Source organism: Rothia sp. HMSC073B08, assembly GCF_001812975.1.
Taxonomy (GTDB): domain Bacteria; phylum Actinomycetota; class Actinomycetes; order Actinomycetales; family Micrococcaceae; genus Rothia; species Rothia mucilaginosa.
The window spans coordinates 79,786-87,269 of record NZ_KV811087.1 but is presented as its reverse complement, the minus strand read 5'-3'; the positions used below and the strand labels follow the sequence as shown (position 1 = coordinate 87,269).

At 63.1% G+C, this 7,484-nt stretch carries 5 protein-coding genes; all 5 read right to left on the bottom strand.

Translation table 11 applies throughout. The features are described from left to right. Positions 1 to 120 precede the first annotated feature (120 nt). Positions 121 to 1,626, bottom strand: coding sequence for an Asp-tRNA(Asn)/Glu-tRNA(Gln) amidotransferase subunit GatB (gene gatB, locus HMPREF2884_RS08605; RefSeq protein ID WP_005507019.1), 1,506 nt, complete (start codon positions 1,624 to 1,626; stop codon positions 121 to 123). Beyond that, positions 1,626 to 3,230 carry an Asp-tRNA(Asn)/Glu-tRNA(Gln) amidotransferase subunit GatA gene (gene gatA / locus HMPREF2884_RS08600; protein ID WP_049338850.1) on the bottom strand — a complete coding sequence of 535 codons (1,605 nt, stop codon included), beginning with the start codon at positions 3,228 to 3,230 and terminating at the stop codon, positions 1,626 to 1,628. Before gatA ends, gatB begins: the two co-directional genes overlap by 1 nt. A gap of 15 nt (positions 3,231 to 3,245) precedes the next feature. Continuing rightward, the gene (gene gatC, locus HMPREF2884_RS08595; protein ID WP_005507016.1) at positions 3,246 to 3,542 is read right to left on the bottom strand and encodes an Asp-tRNA(Asn)/Glu-tRNA(Gln) amidotransferase subunit GatC; all 297 of its coding nucleotides are present in this window, start codon (positions 3,540 to 3,542) and stop codon (positions 3,246 to 3,248) included. A 215-nt stretch (positions 3,543 to 3,757) separates the two neighbouring features. After that, complete coding sequence (locus HMPREF2884_RS08590; protein ID WP_070616801.1) at positions 3,758 to 4,510, bottom strand: transglycosylase family protein; 753 nt, start codon at positions 4,508 to 4,510, stop codon at positions 3,758 to 3,760. 696 nt (positions 4,511 to 5,206) lie between these two features. Then, on the bottom strand, positions 5,207 to 7,390 hold the full coding sequence (gene ligA / locus HMPREF2884_RS08585; RefSeq protein WP_070616798.1) for an NAD-dependent DNA ligase LigA: 2,184 nt from the start codon (positions 7,388 to 7,390) through the stop codon (positions 5,207 to 5,209). Between the last annotated feature and the right edge of the window lie 94 nt (positions 7,391 to 7,484).

The window sequence follows — 7,484 nt, the reverse complement described above, 5'->3', positions numbered from 1 at the left end:
ACGAGGACGATAACCGCCTTTCCAAGCGGAACCATGCGGGACTAGAGAGCACGAAAGAGGCGCCGCCTCCCACCTCGGGAGACGACGCCTCTTGCGTTAGAGCCGGGTCAGCAGAAAAGCTTAGCCTTCCACGCCGCACTCAGCCAGAATCAGCTCACGCACGCGGGCGGCATCAGCCTGACCGCGGGTAGCCTTCATGACCTGACCGACGATAGCGCCAGCAGCCTGAACCTTACCGGCACGGATCTTGTCGGCAACGTCGGGCATTGCTGCCAGTGCTTCCTGAACGGCTGCGGTGAGCGCGCCGTCGTCGGAGACCACGGCGAGGCCGCGTGCCTCAACGATTTCGGCGGGGGTGCCTTCACCGGCGAGGACGAACTCGAGCACCTGGCGGGCGATCTTGTCGTTGATCTTGCCTTCGGAGATGAGCGCTTCGAGGGCGACCACGGTTGCGGGCTCCACGCCGAGGGCGGTGAGCTCAACTTCAGCCTGCTTTGCGCGGCGGGCAATCTCGCCCATCCACCACTTGCGGGCTGCTGCTGCGGTTGCGCCTGCGGCGACGGTCTCTTCGATAACGTCGAGTGCGCCAGCGTTGACGACGTCGCGGAACTCTTCGTCAGAGTAGCCCCACTCGCCCTTGAGGCGGCGGCGGCGTTCTGCCGGGGGTTCGGGCAGTTCGGCGCGCAGACGCTCAATCCATTCGCTGTTGGTGACGACCGGTACGAGGTCCGGTTCGGGGAAGTAACGGTAGTCGTCGGCGTCGGACTTGGGGCGGCCCGAGGAGGTTTCGCGGGTGTCTTCGTGCCAGTGGCGGGTCTCCTGGGTGACCTTTTCGCCGCGTTCGAGGATCGCTGCGTGGCGGCGAATCTCGTAGCGGACGGCGCGCTCAACCGAACGCAGGGAGTTCACGTTCTTGGTTTCGGAGCGGGTACCGAACTTCTCGGCGCCCTTGGGCATGAGGGAGACGTTGGCGTCGCATCGGACGTTACCGCGTTCCATGCGGGCGTCGGAGATGCCGAGGGAGCGTACGATGTCGCGGATTGCGGCAACGTAGGCGCGTGCCAGTTCGGGTGCGCGCTCGCCGGCACCGACGATGGGTCGGGTGACAATCTCGATCAGGGGCACGCCTGCGCGGTTGTAGTCGACCAGGGAGGAGGTTGCACCCTGGATTCGGCCGTCTGCGCCGCCGACGTGGGTGAGCTTGCCTGCATCTTCTTCCATGTGGGCGCGCTCAATTTCGACGGTGAAGATGGTGCCGTCTTCGAGCTCGACGTCCAGGGAGCCGTTTTCCGCGATGGGGCCGCCAGCCTGGGAGGTCTGGAAGTTCTTCGGGGAGTCCGGGTAGAAGTAGTTCTTGCGGGCGAAGTAGGACTTGTCTGCAATGTCGCAGCCCAGTGCCAGGCCGAGCTTGATGGCGGACTCAACAGCGGTCTTGTTCACCATGGGCAGCGCGCCGGGCAGGCCGAGCGATACGGGGGTGACGTTGGTGTTGGGTTCGTCGCCGAACTCGTTGGGTGCGGAGTCGAACATCTTGGTTTTGGTGTTCAGTTCGACGTGCACCTCGAAGCCGAGGACCGGGTCGTACTTTTCGATGGCTTCTTCGAAGCTGAGGACTTCTTCACTCATTACTTGGTTCCCCCAAAGTCAAAGTCGCGGATCAGAGTTTCGGTGTCGGGCAGGCTCTTGTAGAGCGGTGCGCCCCATTTTGCGGTGAGCAGTTCTTCCAGTGCTGCGCCGACGCGGTAGAGGCGTGCGTCTTCGCGTGCGGGTGCGGTGAACTGGATGCCGACGGGCAGGTTGTTCTCTTCGGAGAGGCCGCCGGGCAGGGAGAGCGCCGGGACGCCTGCCAGGTTGACGGGCACGGTTGCGACGTCGCCCAGGTACATTGCCATGGGGTCACCTTCGGTCTTCTCGCCGAGCTTGAACGCGGTGGAGGGCGCGGTCGGGGAGATGAGCACGTCGCACTTTTCGAATGCTGCTGCGTAGTCGCGCTGGATGAGGGTGCGTACGCGCAGTGCGGCGCCGTAGTAGGCGTCGAAGTTACCTGCGGACAGTGCGTAGGTGCCGAGGATGATGCGGCGCTTGACCTCGTGGCCGAAACCTGCGGAGCGGGTTGCGGACATGACGCGTTCGATGGTGACGGGGCCGTCTTCGGGTACGACACGCAGGCCGTAGCGGACGCCGTCGTAGCGTGCCAGGTTGGAGGACACCTCGGAGGACATAATCATGTAGTAGGCGCTGATGGCTTCGGTGACGGAGGGCAGGGAGACCTCGATGATCTCTGCGCCTGCGGCACGCAGCTCTTCGACGGATTCGCGGAAGCGTGCGAGGACGCCTGCTTCGAAGCCTTCGCCGTCGCCGCCGCCGAGTTCCTTGATGACGCCGATGCGCAGGCCGGACAGGTCGCCCTTGCGTGCGGCTTCTGCGCCTGCCTTGGCTTCTTCAACGAAGTTGCCGGGCTCATCGGGCAGGGAGGTTGCGTCGAGCGGATCGTGGCCTGCGATGGCTTCATGGAGCAGTGCGGTGTCCAGGACGGTGCGTGCGACGGGGCCTACCTGGTCGAGGGAGGATGCCATGGCGATGACGCCGTAACGGGAGACGGAGCCGTAGGTGGGCTTGACGCCGACGCTACCGGTCAGCGCTGCGGGCTGGCGGATGGAGCCGCCGGTGTCGGTGCCGAGCGCCAGGGGTGCCTGGAAGGCGGTGACGGCTGCTGCGGAGCCGCCGCCGGAGCCGCCGGGTGCGCGGTCGAGTGCCCAGGGGTTGCGGACTACGCCGAATGCGGAGTGCTCGTTGGAGGAGCCCATTGCGAATTCGTCGAGGTTGGTCTTGCCGAGGATGGGCATGCGTGCTTCGCGGACCTTGCGGGTGACGGTACCGTCGTAGGGGCTCATCCAGCCTTCGAGCATGCGCGATGCTGCGGTGGTGGGCTGGCCCTTGGTGACGATGAGGTCCTTGACGGCGATGGGTACGCCTGCGAGCGGGGGCAGTTCCTTGCCTGCTGCGCGGTCTGCGTCCACTGCTGCTGCGGTGGCAAGTGCTTCTTCGGCGTTGATGTGCAGGAAGGCGTTGAGGCCATTCTTACCGTCTGCACGGTTGTCGCTCAGGGGTGCGCCGTCGGTGGCTGCGATGCGGTCCAGGTGTGCCTGGGTGAGCTCGACGGAGGTGATTTCGCCGGATGCGAGCTTTTCTGCTGCTTCTGCGGCGGTGAGCTGGATCAGTTCGTTCACTTGGTTGTTCTCCTCTTAGTCTTCGTCGAGGATTGCCGGCACGCGGAACTTGCCGTCCTGTGCGTCGGGGGCGCCGGAGAGCGCCTCTTCCTGGGTGAGGGTGGTGACGGGTACGTCTTCGCGGAAGACGTTCTCGAGGGGGATGGGGTGGCTGGTCGCGGGGATGTCGGCAGTTGCTTTCTGCGACATGGTCTCAACGGATGCGACGATGACGTCCAGCTCAGACGCCATCGCGGTGAGTTCTTCATCGGTCATCTCAATGAGTGCCAGCGATGCCAGGTGCTTTACCTGTTCAAAGGTGATGGCAGACATGGTTCTCCCGTAGTTTGTTTTCTTGTCTCTTCTCTAGTGTAGTGGAGGTTGCGTTTTCCGTCTCATTGGGGGTTGGAGGGTTTACCTGCTGGTTTGCGTGTTCAGGCGGTGTTCTCCTCCCCTGTTTTGGGGTTAAATGCTCAACGCCCCGCTCCTCGTGTGAGGTGCGGGGCGTTGGGCTACAACGTGTCCACGTTACGCTTGAGGGTTAATCCTTAGGCGGGGATGGTCAGAACCTGGCCGGGGAAGATCAGGTCAACGTTGTAGATGATGTCGGTGTTCGCAGCTGCGATTGCCTGGTAGCCGCCTGCAACGCCGAGCTTTGCAGCGATCAGCGAGAGGGAGTCACCGGGAACCACGGTGTAGGTGCCTGCTGCAGCCTTGGGAGCTGCTGCTACGGGAGCCTCAACTGCCGGCGCTGCTGCGGGAGCTGCGGGAGCCTCAACTGCGGGTGCAGCGGGTGCTACCGGTGCAGCGGGAGCTGCTGCGGGTGCCTCAACTGCTGCGGGTGCAGCCTGAGCTGCAGGAGCTGCGGGTGCAACCTGTGCCGCGGGAGCGGTGTAGGTCTGCTGGGTCTGCGACTGTGCAGCCACGGTGGTGGTGGGCTCGGTGTAGGTGGGAGCTGCGCCGGTCTTGCCGTAGAGGCCAAGCTTAGCGGAGCATGCGGGCCATGCGCCCCAGCCCTGGATAGCGAGCAGACGCTCGCCAGCCTCGATCTGCTGTGCACGGGTAGCGGTCGCGGGGGAGCCGGACATGCCGACGCCGTTCCAGGACTGCTGGGTGAACTGCAGACCGCCGTAGAAGCCGTTACCGGTGTTGATGGACCAGTTGCCACCGGACTCGCACTGTGCCAGTGCGTCCCAGGTAGCACCGTCTACTGCGTTTGCAGCGGGCATCGACATGGTAGCTGCTACAGCGCCACCGATGGCGAGAGCTGCTGCGGTACGACGAATGGAAGTGTTCTTCATAATGCTCCTTGGGGCCGTCCCCGCTCGTTCCGTCCCCGGAACTCTAGCGCGCCGCCGCTCACCCTTTGATAACGAAGTAGGTTACTCATATTCTGGCTCTACCATGTGAGCGGCTCTCCACCGATTTCATGTCACCGTGAGCGATTCTGCACTTATGTGCGGAATCCGGGTGGCACTTCCTCGATGGGGACGTGCGGTAGAACCGGGCATCGTTTCAAGCATTCCAAGCTTGAAACCACACAGGTGATTCTCTTGCGAGAATCCATCTGGTCTCAAAGATAGCCGAGGTTTTTTATGATTCCAACCCGATTTCAAGTTCACAGCGAACGTCCCGGGTTCTCCCAGGGTTCTTCCAGGTTAAAAGTGAAGGAAACATTATTTAAGACCTTGAGCCCCGCGCGCCTTAAGGGTTTCACCCCGGAATTTCGGGGTTTTCTAGGGTTTTAACTCGGATGCGCTCCCCCGCCGAGTTTTCCGATTCGGGGTTGATGGGCACCACCTTTAAGGGTTTTGAACAGCGTGTAAATATTTTTTAAATATTTCTTCGCTTTGGGAGTGTTTTAAGGCGCTTCCGCCTTAAAAGCTGTGGTAATTATAAATGCCAGAAATTGGCATTCAGGCCCTGAAGCACGCACTCCAGAGCCTGAATGCCCTATATATTGCAGGGGTCAGATTCAGGTGCCCCCGCTATCGGGTCTACTCGGCGGTAGCCTCAACAGCCTCCGGACCACCCTCGAGCAGGGCGGTGAAGCCCTCCTCATCCAGCACCTTCAGACCCAGCTGCTGTGCCTTATCCAGCTTCGAGCCGGCGTTCGCGCCCGCAACCACAAAGTGGGTCTTCTTCGAAACCGAGCCGGAGGCCTTACCGCCGCGAGAAATAATGGCTTCCTTCGCACCGTCACGGGTGTAACCATTCAGCGTGCCGGTCACGACCACGGTCAGGCCCTCCAGGGTGCGTTCCACGGACTCGTCACGGGTATCTTCCATGCGCACACCGGCGGCAGCCCAGGAGTCCACAACCTCGGCGTGCCAGTCCTCAGCGAACCACTCAATAATCGAGTCGGCAATCGTGGTGCCCACACCGTCCACAGCGGCAAGGCGTTCACGGTCAGCCTCGCGGATCGCCTGCATCGATCCGAACTCCGCGGCGAGCGCGCGGGCAGCGGTCGGGCCCACGTGGCGAATCGAGAGGGCAACCAGCACGCGCCACAGCGGCTGCTGCTTTGCCTTCTCCAGCTCGGCGAAGAGGTTCAGCGTATTCTTCGTGGGCTTCGGTTCGGGGCGTGCCTTGGTCGGCTTGGTGTAGAAGTAGGGCACGCGCTCCATCTTTCCGGTGCCCACACCCTTGACCTTCTTCTCACGTTCGATGGTGACCTCGCGCAGGTCCTCAATGTTGAGGCTGAACAGGTGCGCCTCGGTCGTTAGCGGAGGGGTATCCGGGGTTGCGGGGCTGGTGAGTGCCTTTGCTGCTTCAAAGCCGAGCGCCTCAATGTCGAAGGCGCCGCGGCTTGCCGCATAGTACACGCGCTCGGTCAGCTGCGCCGGGCAGGAGCGCGGGTTCGTGCAGCGCAGGTCCACATCGCCTTCCTTGCCGGGTGCCAGGGGCGAGCCGCAGGAGGGGCACTCGCCGGGCATCACGAACTCTCGTTCGGTGCCGTCACGTAGAGCAACCACGGGGGCGACGATCTCGGGGATCACGTCGCCTGCCTTGCGCAGCACCACGGTGTCGCCGATGAGCACGCCCTTGGCCTTGACCACGTCCTGGTTGTGCAGGGTGGCGCGTTCGACGGTCGAGCCGGAGACGAACACGGGCTCCATGACGCCGTAGGGGGTCACGCGGCCGGTGCGTCCCACGTCCACGCGGATGTCCAGCAGTTTGGTGTGCACCTCTTCGGGCGGGTACTTGTACGCCACCGCCCAGCGCGGCACGCGGGAGGTGTAGCCCAGCTGAGCCTGGGTCGCGAAGTCGTTGACCTTAATGACGATGCCGTCAATCTCGTGCACCAGGGAGTGGCGCTGCTCGCCGTACTTGTTAATGAAGTCGAAGACCGCCTCGGTGTTGGCGGCGATTTCGCTGTAGGGGCTCACGGGCAGACCCCAGGAGGCGAGCAAATCGTAGGTCTCGTACTGGGTGGCAATATCCAGGCCGGTGCGCGAACCGATGCCGTGCACGTACATGCTCAGCGGGCGCGAGGCGGTAATCGCCGCGTCCTTCTGGCGTAGCGAGCCTGCCGCGGCGTTACGCGGGTTCGCGAAGGGGTTCTTTCCTGCGGCAATCATGGACTCGTTGAGCTTCTCAAAATCGGCGGAGGAGATGAACACTTCGCCGCGGATTTCAATCTCTTCGGGGTGGTTCTCGCCGCTCAGCTGCTGCGGGATGCTCGCGATGGTGCGCACGTTGTGGGTGACGTCTTCGCCGGTGGTGCCGTCGCCGCGGGTTGCCGCGCGTACGAGGGTGCCGTTGCGGTAGAGCAGGTTCACCGCCAGGCCGTCAATCTTCAGCTCGGTCAGCCACTGCGGTGCGCTGCCGGTGAGGGTCCGGGCGCTCTCTTCGGTCTTGGTCAGCCAGGCGCGTAGCTCTTCGAAGGAGAAGACGTCCTCGAGGGAGTACATGCGCTGCAGGTGGGTGACGGGTGCGAAGGCCTCGATGGCTTCGCCGCCGACTTCCTGGGTGGGCGAGTCGTTGGCGATCAGGTGCGGGTGCTCCGCCTCAATGATTTCGAGGCGGCGGTAGAGCTTATCGTACTCGGCGTCAGAGAGGAAGGGCGCGTCCTCGTTGTAGTAGGCGCGGCGGGCGGCACGAATCTTATCGGTCAGTTCCGCGTACTCAGCACGCAGGGCCTCGGTAATCTCCACGGTGTTTTCTGCGGTGTTTTCCACGGAGTTTTCTGCGGGGCTCTCTGCTCGAGTCTCGGCGGGGGCAGTCTGCTGGGGGTGTTGTTCTCAGTCACCCGTCCAGTCTAGCGTTTTTGCT

Bases quoted from the DNA above. Each gene is read 5' to 3' on its own strand.
- gatB (WP_005507019.1), bottom strand. From the start codon at position 1,626: ATGAGTGAAGAAGTCCTCAGCTTCGAAGAAGCCATCGAAAAGTACGAC.
- gatC (WP_005507016.1), bottom strand. From the start codon at position 3,542: ATGTCTGCCATCACCTTTGAACAGGTAAAGCACCTGGCATCGCTGGCA.
- HMPREF2884_RS08590 (WP_070616801.1), bottom strand. From the start codon at position 4,510: ATGAAGAACACTTCCATTCGTCGTACCGCAGCAGCTCTCGCCATCGGT.